Origin of the sequence: Pseudemcibacter aquimaris (assembly GCF_028869115.1) — a bacterium.
In the GTDB taxonomy this organism is placed as follows: Bacteria; Pseudomonadota; Alphaproteobacteria; order Sphingomonadales; family Emcibacteraceae; genus Pseudemcibacter; species Pseudemcibacter aquimaris.
In genome coordinates this window covers 2,471,349-2,487,161 of sequence record NZ_CP079800.1, presented here as the reverse complement: position 1 = coordinate 2,487,161, position 15,813 = coordinate 2,471,349, and the positions used below count along the sequence as shown (strand labels likewise).

Sequence of the window (15,813 nt, the reverse complement as noted above, 5' to 3'; positions counted from 1 at the left end):
AACAAATAATGAACACATATTCAAGTTAAAGTTTATCGCGTATGTATATAGAATTAGCAAAAACCGTCTCAATTATGCTCACTTTGGGGTTGATGCATGGTGTTTTTGTTAACCTAGAGTTTAGGAATGAGTTAAGTAAGCAGATATCACTTGGTTTGCTTTTTGGGCTCATTTGTATTTTCGGCATGGTTGTACCGGTTGTTGTTGAGCCTGGTGTAATATTTGACGCTAGATCGGTAATGATTAGTTTAGCGTCTGCATTTGGCGGGCCGCTAGTCGCGATTACTTCTTCAGCCATTGCGGGTGCTTACCGTCTCTATCTCGGTGGTGGTGGTGCTTTTGTTGGTTTTTCAGTCATTATTGCATCATCATTTTGTGGTTTGGCTTTCTGGTATCTGAAGCAGCGCAAAAGAATAGAGGTAAACTGGCTATCTTTGTTAGGACTGGGTTTTTTAGTCCATGTAATAGTCGCCTTTTTATTCCAGTTTCTTCCTGCTGGCGCTGTTACAACAGTTAACGATCAGGTTTTGCCTGCTATGTTTTTGAGTTTTCTTCCTGCTACAGTAGTTTTAGGGCTGTTGATGAGGCTTTTCAGTAAAAGAAAAGAAGAGCATATAGAATTAGCTAGGTTGGACAGCGAAAGGCAAAATGCATTAAAAAATATTGTACGTGCATTATCGGCTGCGTTAGAAGCGCGAGACCCCTACACGGCAGGACATAGTCAAAATGTGGCAGATATTTCTGTATTGATTGGACGTAGACTAGGTTTAAGCGAAGAGCAGTTGACTGGCCTCGAACTTGGGGCACTAGTTCATGATGTAGGTAAGTTTATTGTTCCAACGAGTGTTCTTACCAAGCAAGAAAAGCTTACAGATGATGAATTTAAACTCATTAAAAATCACGCCTCTGCTGGTGATAACATATTGAATAATATTGATTTTGATTGGCCAATTAGAGAAATCGCTGCTCAGCATCATGAAAGAATAGATGGTTCTGGATACCCCCTTGGGCTGGTTGGTGATGAGATATCTATTGAAGCTAGAATTGTGGCTGTTGCGGATACTTTTGATGCGATGGCTTTAGACCGGCCATATAGGAAGGCTAGAGGTCATGCAGCTGCCATTGAAGTTATTCGTAGTGGAGGCGGCAAAATATACGACCAGAATGTGGTGGATGCTTTTTGTGACCTTGTAGACGATGGAACTATCACAGTAGACAAATTGAAAGATTTCACCATTCAGTAGATCTAACTAACAAAAAGCCCCTATTTTGTTAGTTAGCCCAAATTAAGTAACATGGATGATAGTTAATGACATCAGCTCGTGAACAGGCCCTTCAGGGTCTTTTTTTATGCCTGCAATCAGGCGTGATAGGCCCGGAAGTGCTCCGCAGTGAAATCCTGCCAACGGCTATTCCAAATGCGGGTATTCTGATCCTGCGGGACGGTGATTTGGGCAGCCCTGAAATCACATTATCCCCTGTGCGCTATCATTTTGAACACCGCGCTGAGATTGAAGTGATTGTACAGGACAAGGATGCGCCCGCACGGGATCTTCTCATTGATAGCATTCTTGCTCAAATTGCAGCGGCTGTTCTTGGTGACCAGACATTATCTGGTGCGGTGGATTTTGCCCATCTCGGCAGTCCCGAGTTTATGGATGAAGGCATCGAGGGGGCACCAGCCCTCAAGGCGGCAGTTGTCCCGATTACCCTCGAATATTCAACATCTAATCCCTTAACCTGAAGGAGCCAGCTATGGCGAGAGCTTATGGATGGAATGTCAGGCTGTTGCTTGGCTTTGAAACAACATATGGAGAAGCGCCGCTTGCAGGCAGCTTCATGAAAGTCCCTTTTATTTCTTCGACACTGGATTCAGAGCAAGGTCTGCTTGAAACCAGTGTCCTTGGCCTTGGTCGTGACCCCACAGCACCTTTTCAGGATGTGATCAATGTGGAAGGCGATCTGGTTGTGCCAGTGGACCTCAGAAACATTGGCTATTGGCTGAAAGGTGCTTTTGGCCTTCCGGTAACAGTTGGCGCAGGCCCTTATACTCATGATTTTGAATCGGGCGGTATTAGCTTGCCAAGCCTGAGTTTAGAGCTCGGGATGCCTGAAGTGCCGGACTTTCCTCTTTTTGCCGGGGTGCGGGTCAATAGCATGGCCTTCAATTTCCAAAGATCAGGGGAGGCTCAGGTAACGCTCGGCCTTATTGGTCAGGGTGAGATTGCCGCCGCTGCGACCCGCGATGGCACGCCGGGTGAAGCCATTTATACGCGCTTTTCACAGTTTCAGGGATCAATCAAACAAGGCGGCGCTGATCTCGGTGATGTGACCACGGCCTCTATCACCTACAGCAATAATCTGGAAAAAGTGGAAACCATCCGCGATGACGGCATGGTGGCGGCCATTGAACCGGGTATGTCCAGTCTCTCTGGTTCTATTACGGTGCGCTATAGCGACACCACGCTCATGGATGCTGCCCGTGCTGGTACGCCCATTGATCTGGAGCTCAGCTATACCATCGATGCCAATCAAAAACTGCAGATCATTGCCCATGAGGTTTATCTGCCAAAGCCCAAGCGCAGTGTTAGCGGACCGGGCGGCATAGAAGCCACCTATGATTTTCAGGGAGCCAAGGATGATGTGCTTGGCAAAATGCTCACCATTACGCTCACAAACGATATGACGGATTACGCTTAAAAAAGCAGAGGCCCCAAAGTCGGGGCCTCGCGGTCTGTGAACGAATTCAACAGATGGGATTGGCTACAGCTTAATCCTGTTTGAACGCTGGTCAACAGAAAGAAGTTATAAATGCTTAAACTGAATCTCCCCAAAGAACCCTATTGGATCGACCTTAGTGCTGGTGTGCGTGTCAAAGTGCGCCCTTGCACCAGTGCGGTTTTCTATCAAGCCCGCGCTGAAATGAACCAGAAGCTGCAGAAGCTCGGTGAAGAATATCGTGCTCTCAAAGATGTGGGGGCAAGCATTGGGGATTTGCCTGATCTTGAAAATCCAAGCATCCGTGAGGCCCTTGCTGAACAATATCTCACACTCGGTTTGGCGCAGTCGGCCATCCTTGATTGGGAAGGGGTAATGGAGGCTGAGAGTGAAGAAACAGCACCAGCAACGCCTGAGAAGATTGAAGAGTTATTTTCAGCTTATTGGGTGATCGCAGAAACATTCCGTCAGCAATATACGGGGCTGAAGGAGTTGTTGGACGCAGAAAAAAACGGCTCAAGGCCCGCGCCAGATGGCACGCCAGCGACGGGCCAGACTACTGCGCCAGATGCAGAGAAAGCGACAGCCCCTGCGCCAAAGGCCAAAAAGGCCTAGAAGGCAAACGCTGCCCCTATATTGAGCATGAGATGCAAAGCCTTGAAGGCTGGCAGGCTTGGGATCTTCTCATCAAACTATCCCCGACGATTGATCGCAAATTCCCGGTCACAGACGCCCTAAAGTTGGGCGCGACGCTGGGATATGAGCCCCATGCCATGGCTGAGTTCCTGCCAGAAATCGCCCACGGCGTCGCTCTTGGTTTTAAAGACCTGGAGCAAAACTAACCCCTAATCACTTGGATGAACCTGATGGCTCGAGAGAAAAAACTCTCCATTCGCTTACAAGCGACGGGAGGCGATAAGCTACGCCGTGAGTTCGGGCGATTGGGACAGGAAGGCACCGCTGCCTTTAACCGGATCTCCGGAGCGACTAAACCTGCAAGTAGCGGCATTCGGGCAGTTGATGCATCAGCGCGTGCCCTAAACGGTGTCTTTCGCCAAGCCGCAGGTTTGATCGGGGCCTATGCAGGTATTCAGGGGATAAGCAGAACTCTTGGCTTTATCGTCTCCACCAACCGTGAATTTGAAAAACTGAATGCCAGCCTGAAAACGGTGACCGGATCAGCGGAAGCGGCTGACAGGGCTTTCAAGCTGATTGAGGATTTTGCCAGTGAGACCCCCTTCAATGTGGAGCAGATCACTGAAGCCTTTATCAAATTAAAGGCGCTTGGGCTTGATCCCAGTGAAGATGCGCTGCGCTCTTATGGCAATACGGCCTCTGCCATGGGCAAAAACCTCATGCAGTTTGTGGAAGCCATTGCTGACGCTGCGACCGGTGAATTTGAGCGGCTGAAAGAGTTTGGCATCAAGGCCAAGAGCCAAGGTGATCAGGTGTCCTTCACCTTTCAAGGCATCACGACAACCATCGGCAAGAATGCAGAAGAAATTGAAGCATACCTGCGCCGGATCGGGAATGCGCAATTTGCGGGGGCCATGTCTGAGCAGATGAAAACCCTTGGCGGGGTTTTCTCCAATATTCAGGATAACTTTGCCCGTCTTGCCCGGGAGGTGGGTGCTGGCGGGCTGAATGATGCTATTCGCGATGTGGCGCTTAGCCTCAAAGATGTAACAGACAGTGGCAGGGAAGCCGCTCGGTCCCTTGGTGAAACACTGGGTGCTGCCCTTCGTGTGGCAGCTGATGGTCTGGGTCTTCTCATCACCCATATGGATGTAGTGGTTGAAAGCTTGGGCGCTCTGCTGATTGCTCGCACCGTAGGCGGGGCCATCACAGCCATGAATGTTGCCATACTCGGCAATGCGGGTGCTGTGGTCGGTTTCAAAATGCTGGCCCAGGTCTCCAGTCTGGCGGCAGCTCGTATGGTGATTATGGAAGGGGCTGCAAAGCTTGCGACCCTTGCTATGGCTGGCCTTAGAAGTGTGATGCTGCTTGTTGGTGGTCCGGTGGGGATTGCCATCTTGGCAGGGGTTGCTCTTTATAAACTGGCTGAAGGTCATGACGCAGCGGGTAAGGCAGCAAAAGACCATGCCAAGGAGATGGAAGAGCTTCGCGCCAAGATCTCCCAGACCACTGATGATATTGAAAGCCTGAATGCCGCATCACGCCATGAAGCCTTGGCCCGCTGGACAGAGAAGCTGGGCATTGCCAACGACAATGTCAAAGCAGTTACTCAGCAGCTTAAGAGTGGGGGCATTGGCGGCTTTTGGGATCAGTTCTCTCGTTTTGGGACGCAGCTTCAGGCAGACCTCTATCAAATCAGAAAAGCGTTTCAGACGGGGCGCATCGATGCGGACCAATATAGAGAAGCCATCTGGAAGCTGGCGGTTCGCTATCCTGAGTTTACAGAGAATGCCAAAGAAATACAGGAGCAGGTGCTTGCCCTAAAAGCCGCTGAACTTGCTGCCAGTCGTGCCCGGGCGGAGATTGAACGTATTCGTACAGGTGTAACGACACCAGAGAATGGTGTCAGTCCAACAGTCACCAATCCAACAGGTGCAGTCGGTCAGACAGGACGTGTCAAACCGCCAAAGGAAGACAAGCAGACCAAGCGCATTCAGGATTACATTGCAGAGCTGGAGCAGGAAGAGGTCGCTTTAAGACGCTTGATGCTGGCAAGGCAAGAAGGCGGCGCGGCGCTTCAGGACGCTCTTTTGTTGGAAGCGCAGGAACAAGAGTTGCGCAGGCTTGGTATTGATCTAACTGCAAAAGCCGGAAGCGCTGAAGCGGCCTATGCGGAGAAAATACGGGCCTTGATTGCCAGTCGCATGTCTTTAGCCAAGGTGGAAGATGAGCAGGAAGAACGTAACCGCCGCCACATTGAAACAGTTGAAGAAATCACGAAAGCCTATGCAGCGCTCGGCTCGGAAACCGAGCAGGCAATCCAGTCAGCCATTCGCTGGCGCAAGGAAGCGCTTGAAGGGTTGGATGCGACCAAGGAAGGCTACGCTGGGTTCAAAGCCCAGATTGAAGAAATTTTCAGTCATATGATGGCGGATGCTCGGGAGCGGGATCTGCAAAACTCCATCCACTGGGCGGACGGCGTAAAACGTGGTTTGCAGTCTGTCATGCTTGAGGCCGAAGATATGGCGCTGATGACAGAAGACATCACCCGTAAAGCTTTCCAAGGCATTGAGGACGGGATTGTCCAGATGGTCACCACGGGGAAAATCTCTTTTTCCTCACTGGTTGATAGCATCATGGCAGATATCACAAGGATGGCTGTTCGCCAAGCGATCATGGCACCGCTTGCAGGAATGATGGGTGGTATGTTCGGCGGCGGCGCTGGTTTTTTTGGGATGTTCCATGAAGGCGGCATGATCGGTGGCTCTGCTCCCATGAAACTTGCCCCGGTGGGCGCATTTGATGGTGCACCGCGTTTCCATACAGGCGGCATTGCGGGCGGCGGTTTGTTGCCGGATGAAGTGCCCATTATCGCAAGGCGCGGTGAACTTGTAATCCCGCCTGAGAGGATAAAGCGGGAGCCGATGAATGCGGCTCCGGTCACTGTGGTCATGAATATTAAAACCAATGATGCGGGTAGTTTCAGAGCCAGTCAGAATCAGATTGCAGCCGATGCCGCTCGGGCCATTGAGCGAGCCAACAGAAATAGATAGGAGGAAGAATGAGCGGATTTCATGATGTTCAGTTCCCCACAGATATTTCTTATGGGGCTAGCGGTGGGCCGGGGTTTTCAACAAGTGTGATTGCCTCAGTTTCCGGTTTTGAGCGCCGCAATGTGAACTGGTCAAAGGCTAGAGGGCGCTGGAATGTGGCTCACGGGCTGAAGCGGCGAGAACAGATCGCAGCGCTGATTGCTTTTTTCCGGGCGCGGTATGGTCGGGCTTATGGATTTCGGTTTAAGGATTGGAGCGACTTTCAGGCTACAAGCAGCCTGATCGGTACAGGCGACGGTACCACCAAGACCTTTAACCTCCAGAAAGTCTATAGCAGCGGGGCGGAGAGTTTTACCCGCAAGATCACGCGGCCAGTGCCGGGTACGATCAAGATTTACCGGGACGGTGTGGAAGCAACCAGTGGCTGGAGTATTGATGAAGCGACTGGACTTGTCACCTTCACCTCAGCGCCAGCCGTTGATGTGGCGGTGACTGCAGACTTTGAATTTGATGTGCCTGCTCGCTTCGATACGGATCAGATGGATATTTCTATTGAAACCTATGATCTGGCCCGTTGGTCAGAAATCCCCATTGTGGAGATCAGAGAATGACTTAGCTGATTGATTTGAGAGGCAGGAAGAGCCGGTCCGGGTTGTCTTCAAATGCGGTAAAACCGAACTTTGTATAATAGGTGACTGCTTTATCATCAATGGCATCAACAACCATCGCATAAATGGCCATGTCCCCTTGAATGCCCATGGTGCGTTTGATCGCATCAGCAAGGAGAAGTTTGCCGATACCTGTGCCGTGGGCGCTATCAGAGACTGCGAGACGGCCCAAAAGGGCTGCAGGTAGTGGATGTCTCGGTAATTTGCGCTTAATGGTTTCGGGCAAGGTTTCAACGTCTATGGAGAGGGCGCTCAAGGTATAAAAGCCGAGCACGGTTTCAGGTGAACCCGCTTCGCTCAGGATGAAAACCCGGGAGACATTGCGCTTGATATCTTGAGAGGCTTGCTTTTGCAGGTACCGATCCAGAGCTTCATTGCCACAAGAAAAAGCCGCTCGATTATGGTGCTTGTCGAGCGGCTCGATAACATATGGGGAGGAACTCATTTTGCAGTAACTTTCTCACCATGTTGCTGCAAGGCATCTTGTAAGGCGCTGTTGAAAACAACGGGCTTGGACAGGGCATCAAGGAAGCTGTCTGCATCCTGTCGGCTCAGCGCCATTGTTTCGTGCTTGCTGATGGTTTCAGCAGAGGTACGGGCAATAGTGTCAACGATATAACGGCTCACCGTCTTGCCTTCAAGCGAGGCCGCTTTTTCGACACGGGTCTTTACATCTGAATTCAACCGTAAATTCAGCCGGTCTGCTTTCGTCTCTGCTGCTGTAATCATCATTTTGCTCCTTCTTGTGCCTAAATGTACGTCAAAATGGTGCCTATTTCAAGGAAATTCATATGAAAACCATGTCTGCAACCTTTGCGGCGCATTTGGCTGGGGATGTCTCCAGCTTGGCAACTTGCTGGAAAATCATCCGCACTGACGGGGTGCGCTATCATTTTACAGATCATGACCAGGACATCAGCTTTGACGGCGATCTGTATAAAGCGCAAGCGGGCTATGAACGCTCGGCCATCAGCAGTGATAGCAGTATGAGTGTGGATAATCTGGATGTGTCCGGCGTTTTTGACAGTCAGGATATTCGGGAAGAAGATTTGCGAGCAGGTCTCTTTGACGGGGCTGAGGTCTTTGTTTTTCTGGTCAATTGGGCTGATCTGTCCATGGGTCAGATTGCCCTGCGCCGAGGCTGGTTTGGGGAAGTGACCTTAAAAGAAAACGGGGTCTTCCTGACAGAGCTGCGCGGTATGACGCAGGCGCTCTCCAAAACAATCGGAGGTCTTTTTACACCCGAATGCCGAGCTGATTTCGGTGACACCAAATGCAAGGTAGATCTGGAGCCACCAGAAATCTTGCGCGATACAGCCTACAGTGTTGGTGATTTGGTCCGGGTCAGAACCAGCGGTGAGCAAGTGACCTTTTCTCTGCCTATTGTTAACGGTGATTTTGAAGCAGACGGCCTACAGGATGCCAGCACCTTCACCCCAACAGGTTGGAGCCGCCTCTCTGGCCAATGGGACACCCATGATGCCAGTAATGGGGCACTGCCGCTTTATAGTGGGAGTGCCTACCTGGAAGGCGGCAGCACAGCCTCTGGTGAGGTCACCCAGACCGTGGATCTGGTGCCAACCATTGACGAGGCCAAGATTGACGCACTTGCCTATGAGCTGGATGTCTCCATTGCCCGGGGTAATAGTTATGACAGTGATATGGGGCGGGTGGTTGTTGAATTGTTGGATGCATCTGATCAGCTTGTCTCGACCATTCTGGATACGGGCTTTGAAGTTATTTTGCCAACAGGTAGCTGGGAGCTTAGGCAGGCCCTTGCCGTGACTATACCGGCAACAGCGCGGAAGATTAAAGTGTCTCTGTTGCATCAACGCGGGGCGGGTACCCAGTCTAATGCTGCCTTTGACGCACTGAGCATACTTGCGCGGGATATGACCGAAGGTTTGAGTTCCAGTGCGGATTTTGAAAATCGGGTTTATCGCTGTGTGACCGCAGGTGTGACGGCCACCACCCAGCCTGCCTTTGATATTATTGTTGGCACTCAAACCACAGACGGCACAGCCATCTTTGAAGCGGAAGAAGCATGGTTCCGAGGCGGTGAGATTTTAAGCCTCAGCGATGCGCGTCAGGTAAACATTTCTCTCGCTGACCCGAGAGCCGATAATAGCTGGTTTGCAGGCGGGCTGCTTGTCTGGGAAAGCGGCTCCAACAAAGGTCGTGCTTCCGAAGTGAAATCCTTTGATCCGGTAACGGGCGATCTGTCCTTTTTTATCCCGCAGCCCTTTATGCCAGAGATCGGTGATCGGTTCCGTATGGCTCCGGGGTGTGACAAGCGTTTTGCCACCTGCCGGGACAAGTTTGCAAATGTCTTAAACTTCCGGGGAGAGCCTTATCTGCCCGGCCAAGATGAATTGATGAGATACCCCGATGCAAAATAGAGACGATATTATTATGGCTGCCCGCAGTTGGCTTGGCAGGCCGTGGCGACATCAGGGACGCTCATCAACCGGGATTGACTGTGCTGGGCTTGTGGTTCTGGTTGCCCGCTCCCTTGGTCTTGCTGACCATGATGTAAGCGGTTATCGGCGCACACCTCATGCCGGGCGTTTTGTTGCAGCTTTCCGTGAGGCCATGGAAGAGATCAGGATCGCGGACCTAAAGACAGGCGACGTGATCCTTTTTGCAGACGGCACCAGTCCCTGTCATGTGGCCTTTTATGCGGCGGGTGAAGACCAGCCTCGGATCATCCATGCGCACGCCTTACGGCGCAAAGTCGTTGAAGAAATTTACACAGCGGATTGGCAGAAGAAGGCCATCCATGCCTTTCGTTTTTATGGAGTAGCAGACTAATGGCCATATTGGTTGCAGCAGGCGGAGCCGCCCTTGGTTCTGCCATTGGCATTGGGGCCAGTGCCGGATGGCTCATTGGTGCGGCTGCAGGTAGTCTTTTGTTTCCAACGAAAGGTCCCAATATCACACAGGAAGGTCCCCGGCTTGGGGATTTGACAGTGACAGGCTCCGCCTATGGCTCTCCCATCGCCGTTGGTTATGGGACTGTGCGTATGGCAGGCCAGATGATCTGGTCGTCAGGTATTCGGGAACAGAAGAATGTTTCTACCACGCGCACTGGCGGTAAAGGTGGCGGCGGTGGATCACAGACCAGTGTCACCTATAGCTATTTTGCAAGCTTTGCCCTTGGTTTCGCTCAAGGCGTGGCAGAAGATGTGCTGCGGCTCTGGGCTGACGGCAAATTGATCTTTGATAAGACAGGCACAGGAGATCGAACTAAAAAGGATGGGCTTAACTTTCGCTTTTATCCCGGGGACGAACACCAACTGCCAGACCCTTTGATGGAAAGTGATCTGGGGGCTGCCAATACGCCTGCTCATCGCGGGCTTTGCTATCTGGTCTTTGAGGATCTGGCGCTTGCTGATTTTGGCAACCGTATTCCCAATATCACTGCCGAGATTACCTTTAAGAAAACAAACCTGCAGCCTTATCAGCTGTTGGACTTTATCACGACAGGGGAAGGCGCTCCCCTTGATAGTTACCAGATTGATGAACTGGCCATCGATAGGGATCGCGCTGTTGGTTATTTTGTCGATAGCAGCAGTAACCCGTCGCTAGCGGGCATTCGCCGGTTTAACCTGCAAACTATGAAGGAAGACCGCCAGGTTCTGATGTCGGATGTGACATCCACTGAACCCAATAATTTTCCTTCACGCCTATTTGCTGGGCGAGATGGTCATATTTATCTGGTGACGGGTTCCAGCAATAGCAGACCTATTTTGCGGATTGATCCGAATTCTATGCGCGAGGTTGGACGGTTCGGGTTTCTTTCAACGGGTCTCAGCAATAGCACCAGTCGCTTTGTGGCAGGCAGTTGGCTTGCCATGATCAGCGCTTATGGGGCCACGGGCCGTGAAGATTTTTTGCTCACAGGATCTGTCTTTGATGATGTGGGACTGCTCCGCGCCAAAGATATGGCTTATGTTTGGGGTAGCGGACAATCGGTGGCGGATGCCCGGGTGCGAGGGTTGGTCTCAGGCATTGTGGCAGAAGGTTACGGTGATGGTTGGATACTCTCAAGCCACACAAGCACCAATCATACGGGGTTGGCGCTTTATCGCCTGCGGGTTCAAACAGGTGCGAGTTATGAAAGCCTGATGGGTCAAAGCATTGGTGTAATGTTTGAAGAAATGGTGCGCTTTAGCCCTGCGGATATTGAAGCTGGTGCGACTGGCTTTTATGGAACAGCAGGAGGTCTCACCTATGATGCCAGTGACGATAGCGTCATTTTCCAGTGCCGCATCTCGAACAGTGGATCTGGCGGGAATATCTATACGATCAAATGGCGCGAAGCTCTGGGTATCGTCTGGAAAACTATTGTCCCTCATCAGATCAATTATGAGGGGCCGGGTTTTAACGGCTCTTATGTTTCAAACAGCCGTTGGGCTTTGATGCGCAGTAGCCGTGTCATTGAACTTGATACCCGCACCGGCGAGATCATCCTCGATGAATCATGGCCATTAAGCGAAAGCGGTGCCCAATATTTTGATGGGGCCAATGAAACCATTCTTGTGCGCTCCACATCCGGCTGGGCCAAGCTTTATCTGGGGCGCGGCGGCGGTGACGGTGATCCCCTTGCTTCCATCGTTGAGGACCTATGCTTGAAGGCGGGCTTTGGTCTGGCTGATATTGAAACCACTGCGCTCACTGGGAGTGTGCCGGGATATGTACTTGGCCGCCAAACCACCATCAGAGGGGCGCTTGAGCCGCTTGCCAGCACCTTCTTCTTTGATGTGGTGGAAAGCGACAATCTCCTCAAATTCATCCCAAGAGGCAACCCTTCCGCGCTCACAGTGTCCGGTGACGAACTGGGTGCTGTTGAAGAAGAGCCTGCACTGCGTCTTTCTGAAACCCGTATTCAGGCTATTGAATTGCCGGGTCGGGTATCGGTACTTTATATGGATAAGGCGCGGGACTATGTGCAAGGCACAGCAGCCGCAAAGCGTATTCAAAATCCGGTGGCAACCACAAGCTCGGATAATCAAGTCAGTCTGGATCTGCCCATGGTTTTGAAAGCTGGGAGTGCCAAGCAAGTGGCTGAGAAAACCCTCTATGCCAACTGGGTGGAACGATCCCGCTATGAGGCCGCCTTTGACCAGAAATATCTGGGCCTTGATCCAGCTGACGTGATCACCATCGAGCTTGCAAACGGCTCGCGCTTTCCAAGCCGCATTGAACGGCTGGATATAGGCGGGGATTATAGCATAAAGCTCAAGCTGATTGCTTCTGAGCCTGCCACTTATGTATCAGATGTGGTTGCGGATAGCGGGCAGATCATCCAGCAGCAAATTGCCAGCAATCGCTTCACGGAGCTTATTTTACTCACTATACCTTTGCTGCAGGATACGGATGATTTAGGCGGGACAGGTTCCCGCCTTTATTATTTGATGGGCAGTCCTCTGGAAAACCCATGGACGGGCGGCAGTCTTTATAAAAGCGCTGACGAGCTGACCTGGGATCAGGTAGGACGCAGTCTTTATGAGATGGCTTATGGGGTGCTCGCCGCACCCCTTGAGGTGCCCACATCTCCATTTGCGACCGATGAGGTGAACAGTCTCAAGATCTATATGACCAGCGGCGCAGATCGCCTTGAGAGCATCACCCAAGCAGAAATGTTAAGTGGTGCTAATGGTGCCGTTATCATCCCGGAAAGCGGCGGGACTGAGATTGTCCAGTTTAGGGACGTGACCCTGCAGGGGGATGGTTCCTATTTGCTCACCGGCTTGCTTCGCGGCAGGCGCGGCACAGACGCTGAGATTGCAACACATGCAGTGGGCAGCAAGTTTGTGCTGCTGGACAGGGAAAGCATTCAAGCGCTCAGTCTTGCCCTTGGTGAGGTGGGTGTATCCCGTTCATGGCGAGCAGTGGGTTTTGGAGCGCTTTTTGATGAGACAGAACTGCACCGTTTTAGCGCTGCAGGTAATGACCTCAAGCCTTATGCCCCGGTTCATGTGACAGGCAATCGGGATGGTGGCGGTAATCTCTCTATGAGCTGGCAGCGCCGCACCCGTCTTGGCGGTGACTGGCGTGATGGCACAGGTGTTGTCCCCTTGGGCGAAACATCTGAGGGTTATGAAGTGGATATTTTATCCGCTGATGGCCTGTCGGTCGTTCGCACCCTTGATGGGCTTACAAGTGAGACAGCCAGTTATTCAGCCAGTGATCAAATAGCGGATTTTGGGATGGCTCAGGCCAGCCTTCAAATCCGGGTCTATCAACTTTCAGAAACAATCGGGCGGGGTTTTCCTGCCAAAGCGGAGGTGTAAATGTCATCCCCCAATCTTGCTATTCCCCATATTGCAGCAGGCCAAAACCAGAAAGAGGTTACAGCCAATGATGCTTTCAACAAGATCGATGGGCGTATCACGTCCACGCTTGGTAAAAGCTGGCAGGCTGGTGATAGTCTAACCTGGACATTGACCACAGAAGAGTTCCAAAGCAATGCCCGCTTTTATGCGGATGGGACGCCGGACGGTGATATAACCCTCAGCATTCCGTCAGTGCGAGCGCCGTTCCTTTGTCGTAATGCTACAAGCGTCAATATGCTGGTGACCACGGGCAGTGGAACAGCAACGGTAACGCTAGCCCCAGGTGATCATGCGCTTATATACGCCACGGGGGCCAACACGCTTTATGTGGTGGGGCAAACGGGTGATGCGGCATCGGCGCTCGTTGATCTCACGGACGTGACTGCGCCGTCTCCGGTCAGTGGTGACTTCCTGCGCTTTGATGGAACAAGCTGGTCAAACCAATCAGCAGGCATTTACAGCCGTACGCTATTGCCGTTCAAGGGAGCGTTGCTCAGGCTAAACAGCAATTATGTCATCCCGAGTACGGGCGCTTATGCGGCGATCCCATGGGAGGCCGCATCCTATGATACCGATAGCTTTTGGGATGGCGGTACGCCCAGCCGTTTGACAGTGCCTGCAGGTGTGACCCGAGTGCGTTTGACGGCAAATCTGGAATGGCAAACCTCACCAACCAATCAACTCATTGAGATCAGAAAAAATGGTACCTCTGTCCTTGGCGGAGGTTCCTTCATTGTGCGGGGCGACAGCGGTTACAGCAATCAGATGCGCAATATCACAAGCGCGGTGATGGAGGTGATGGCAGGCGATTATTTTGAGCTGATGGTCTATGTGGGATCGTCAGCCGAGGTGAAAAACCTGGACCGCACTTGGATCTGCCTTGAGGTTGTCGAAACCACAGATCAACAGGCACCGTCGCTAGATGTTGCTTTTGCAAAAACAGGCACCCCATCAGCAGAGGAACTACTGCACAGTCAGATATTCACCCGCGCCGCAGTCTTACCAATCGGACTGACTGGATCACAGGCTTATGCTGATATTACAGCCACGGCAGCGACCTCTCTGGACCTTCAAAAGAACGGCGTGTCCTTTGGCAGTATCGACTTTGCCATTGGCAGCAATGTTGGGACCTTCACAAATGCTAGTGAGGTGAGCTTTGCCGCAGGCGACAGGATCAGTGTGATTGCACCAAACCCGGCAGACGCCACGCTGGCTGATCTGACCATTGCCCTGAGCGCGGCGCTCGGCACCTAAACTCAATACACCAAATAAGGAAAAGACTATGACACCACCTGATCATGAGGGCGGGCATATCGTCATGCCCGAAGAAGACTTTGAAGCATTGCTTGAGCGTGCAGCCCGTAAGGGAGCCTTACAGGCCCTCAAGAATGTTGGGCTCGACGGCGAAGATGCTGCCGACGACATTCATGAACTTCGCTCGCTCTTAAGCGCCCTGCGCCTTGCTAAACGCACAGCATGGGCAACGGCAGTCAGGTTAATCACCACAGGACTGTTGCTCGCCTTGATGGCGGGGGTGGCGATCAAATTTAAACTTTTTGGAGGAGGTTCATAATGCCCGCCTTTTCCGAGAAATCGTTGAATAACCTTGCCACCTGCCACTCACTCTTGCAGCGGGTTTTTCATGAGGTGATCCGAGAGTTTGATTGCACCATCCTTGAAGGGCATCGTGACAAGGCCCGCCAGAACCAGATGGTCGCTGAAGGTAAAAGTCAGGTCGGTTGGCCAAACGGGAAGCATAATGCAGTTCCGTCTCTGGCCGTGGATGTGGCGGCCTATCCCATCAATTGGAATGACAGGGAGCGCCAGACATTGTTTGCGGGCTATGTAATTGGCCTAGCCAGATCTATGGGTATCAATTTGCGCTGGGGCGGTGACTGGGACCGGGATACAGAAGTCCGGGACAATAATTTTGATGATCTGGTTCACTTTGAATTGGTGGAGGTGACAGATGCTTAAAAAACTATTCGGGTCTATCATCGGTGGCGGCGTCATCACTGCAGCAGAAGGGGTCGCCAATGTCATCGACCGTTTTGTTGAAACCGACGAAGAAAAACAGGCAGCGCAGATTATAAAAGCCAAATTGATGATGCAGCCGAGCCTCGCCCAAATCGAACTTAACAAGATTGAAGCCGGTCACAGATCCATATTTGTTGCGGGGTGGCGACCTTTCATCGGCTGGGTGTGTGGTTTTGCGTTACTGTGGCATTTTATATTGTTTGATCTGCTCAGCTGGATAACGGTTAACTTCTTCCCGCATGTGACTGAGCTGCCGGAGCTGACAGGCACAGAAACATTGGTCACTGTGCTGCTGTCTCTGCTGGGGCTTGGAGCTATGCGAACAGTTGAGAAGTTTGGGGGGAAGGCGAAATAGTTCATTCA

The 15,813-nt window shown here is 51.7% G+C and carries 16 protein-coding genes; 14 read left to right on the top strand and 2 right to left on the bottom strand.

Annotation, left to right across the window (positions count from 1 at the left end; translation table 11 throughout):
• The first annotated feature begins 41 nt into the window (after window positions 1–41).
• The 7 genes from KW060_RS11705 to KW060_RS11675 all read left to right on the top strand — a co-directional run bounded on the left by KW060_RS11705 (window position 42) and on the right by KW060_RS11675 (window position 7,018).
• Entirely contained in the window at window positions 42–1,244 is a 1,203-nt protein-coding gene (locus KW060_RS11705) for an HD-GYP domain-containing protein (protein ID WP_249037113.1), read from the top strand.
• Between the two features lie 65 nt (window positions 1,245–1,309).
• Window positions 1,310–1,744 (top strand): hypothetical protein, encoded by a 435-nt coding sequence (locus KW060_RS11700; RefSeq protein ID WP_249037114.1) that lies wholly within the window; start codon window positions 1,310–1,312, stop codon window positions 1,742–1,744.
• 11 nt (window positions 1,745–1,755) lie between these two features.
• Window positions 1,756–2,700, top strand: coding sequence for a phage tail tube protein (locus KW060_RS11695; RefSeq protein ID WP_274757271.1), 945 nt, complete (start codon window positions 1,756–1,758; stop codon window positions 2,698–2,700).
• Window positions 2,701–2,877: 177 nt separating this feature from the next.
• Entirely contained in the window at window positions 2,878–3,333 is a 456-nt protein-coding gene (locus KW060_RS11690) for a hypothetical protein (protein WP_249037116.1), read from the top strand.
• Window positions 3,334–3,365: 32 nt separating this feature from the next.
• The gene (locus KW060_RS11685) at window positions 3,366–3,560 is read left to right on the top strand and encodes a hypothetical protein (RefSeq protein WP_249037117.1); all 195 of its coding nucleotides are present in this window, start codon (window positions 3,366–3,368) and stop codon (window positions 3,558–3,560) included.
• A gap of 24 nt (window positions 3,561–3,584) precedes the next feature.
• The gene (locus KW060_RS11680) at window positions 3,585–6,407 is read left to right on the top strand and encodes a phage tail tape measure C-terminal domain-containing protein (protein ID WP_249037118.1); all 2,823 of its coding nucleotides are present in this window, start codon (window positions 3,585–3,587) and stop codon (window positions 6,405–6,407) included.
• A gap of 8 nt (window positions 6,408–6,415) precedes the next feature.
• Window positions 6,416–7,018, top strand: a complete 603-nt coding sequence (locus tag KW060_RS11675; RefSeq protein ID WP_249037119.1) for a DUF2460 domain-containing protein — start codon at window positions 6,416–6,418, stop codon at window positions 7,016–7,018.
• 1 nt (window position 7,019) lies between these two features.
• On the opposite strand, the gene KW060_RS11670 is transcribed toward KW060_RS11675, so the two are convergent.
• Together KW060_RS11670 and KW060_RS11665 are read right to left on the bottom strand one after the other, a co-directional pair.
• Window positions 7,020–7,520: a GNAT family N-acetyltransferase gene (locus KW060_RS11670; protein ID WP_274757270.1), complete on the bottom strand. Its 501-nt coding sequence runs from the start codon at window positions 7,518–7,520 to the stop codon at window positions 7,020–7,022.
• Window positions 7,517–7,807: a type II toxin-antitoxin system TacA family antitoxin gene (locus KW060_RS11665; protein WP_249037121.1), complete on the bottom strand. Its 291-nt coding sequence runs from the start codon at window positions 7,805–7,807 to the stop codon at window positions 7,517–7,519. The genes KW060_RS11670 and KW060_RS11665 overlap by 4 nt, the downstream gene beginning before the upstream one ends.
• 59 nt (window positions 7,808–7,866) lie before the next feature.
• Between KW060_RS11665 and KW060_RS11660 the strand changes: the two genes are divergently transcribed.
• Genes KW060_RS11660 through KW060_RS11630 form a run of 7 tightly spaced genes read left to right on the top strand, consistent with a single transcriptional unit; the run spans window position 7,867 to window position 15,805 of the window.
• Window positions 7,867–9,474, top strand: a complete 1,608-nt coding sequence (locus tag KW060_RS11660; protein ID WP_249037122.1) for a baseplate hub domain-containing protein — start codon at window positions 7,867–7,869, stop codon at window positions 9,472–9,474.
• Window positions 9,464–9,886 (top strand): C40 family peptidase, encoded by a 423-nt coding sequence (locus KW060_RS11655; RefSeq protein WP_274757269.1) that lies wholly within the window; start codon window positions 9,464–9,466, stop codon window positions 9,884–9,886. The genes KW060_RS11660 and KW060_RS11655 overlap by 11 nt, the downstream gene beginning before the upstream one ends.
• Complete coding sequence (locus KW060_RS11650) at window positions 9,886–13,371, top strand: phage tail protein (RefSeq protein ID WP_249037123.1); 3,486 nt, start codon at window positions 9,886–9,888, stop codon at window positions 13,369–13,371. The genes KW060_RS11655 and KW060_RS11650 overlap by 1 nt, the downstream gene beginning before the upstream one ends.
• A complete protein-coding gene (locus KW060_RS11645) occupies window positions 13,372–14,667 on the top strand; it encodes a hypothetical protein (protein ID WP_249037124.1) in 1,296 nt (431 codons plus the stop codon).
• A 28-nt stretch (window positions 14,668–14,695) separates the two neighbouring features.
• The gene (locus tag KW060_RS11640) at window positions 14,696–14,986 is read left to right on the top strand and encodes a DUF6127 family protein (protein ID WP_249037125.1); all 291 of its coding nucleotides are present in this window, start codon (window positions 14,696–14,698) and stop codon (window positions 14,984–14,986) included.
• Entirely contained in the window at window positions 14,986–15,390 is a 405-nt protein-coding gene (locus tag KW060_RS11635; protein ID WP_249037126.1) for a M15 family metallopeptidase domain-containing protein, read from the top strand. The genes KW060_RS11640 and KW060_RS11635 overlap by 1 nt, the downstream gene beginning before the upstream one ends.
• Window positions 15,383–15,805 carry a 3TM-type holin gene (locus tag KW060_RS11630; protein ID WP_249037127.1) on the top strand — a complete coding sequence of 141 codons (423 nt, stop codon included), beginning with the start codon at window positions 15,383–15,385 and terminating at the stop codon, window positions 15,803–15,805. Before KW060_RS11635 ends, KW060_RS11630 begins: the two co-directional genes overlap by 8 nt.
• Window positions 15,806–15,813 lie beyond the last annotated feature (8 nt).